This is a genomic window from Gillisia xinjiangensis (assembly GCF_046298265.1).
Classification (GTDB): domain Bacteria; phylum Bacteroidota; class Bacteroidia; order Flavobacteriales; family Flavobacteriaceae; genus Gillisia; species Gillisia xinjiangensis.
Genome location: NZ_JBKAHK010000037.1, coordinates 1 through 737, shown reverse-complemented (window position 1 = coordinate 737; position 737 = coordinate 1). Strand labels below are relative to the sequence as shown.

At 52.9% G+C, this 737-nt stretch carries 1 protein-coding gene; it reads right to left on the bottom strand.

Annotation, left to right across the window (positions count from 1 at the left end):
- Positions 1 to 737 (bottom strand): hypothetical protein (locus tag ACKGJN_RS16325; protein WP_409540629.1); only part of this gene is annotated, 737 nt, incomplete at both ends.

Genomic DNA, 737 nt, shown 5'->3' with positions numbered 1-737 from the left:
TCCTTTTCGCAAGGCGGTGGGGAGAGCTCATACCTCTTGACGCCTTCCAACCACATTTGCATAGGCGTTCTTCCCCGCAATCCACGATGCTGAGTGTGATGGTAGATCTGTACGATCCATCGCGTGAGCGCTTCACGAACATCGTCCAGTGTCATGCAGGCTTCTTTTTCAGGATCGCGCAGCTGCCATTGGTGCTTATTGAACCTCATGCCGCCAGGGAGTAGGTCCGTGAGCTGATGTAGAATTGTGAGGAATGCGCGCTCCACGACGCCCTTGTGTTCCGGCTTGTCTTTGTTTGTTGTCTCGTGATTGACGCGAAGAGCGCCGCATGCATTCGTGAACCGGGCATTCATTAGTGCGGTTGTGCTGTCGCTGATGATCGTCTCGAACTTGCCTTCGGCCGGCCAGGCCCCGGCTAAATCCGGATAGAGCTTTTCGAGGTATGTTTTAGGGCTCATTGCATTGCGTAAGGCCTGGCAGTATCCCGCCCAGCTTTCGTCTTCGAATCCGAGATGGAATCCCAAAATGAGCCGGGAATAGACGTCGATCACCAACGTCAACGTCAATCTTTTGTGGAGACGCCCATTCTCGTCGACAACAAGAACCTGGAATGGCGTAGCATCTGTCATGACCAGTTCAAGAGGACGTTTGGCCGTGATCCCCTTTTCTTTAATCTGCAGCCATCTATGGGCCGCCTTTTCGCCATATCGGTAGGAAAGAATCTGGTAGATGTCGAA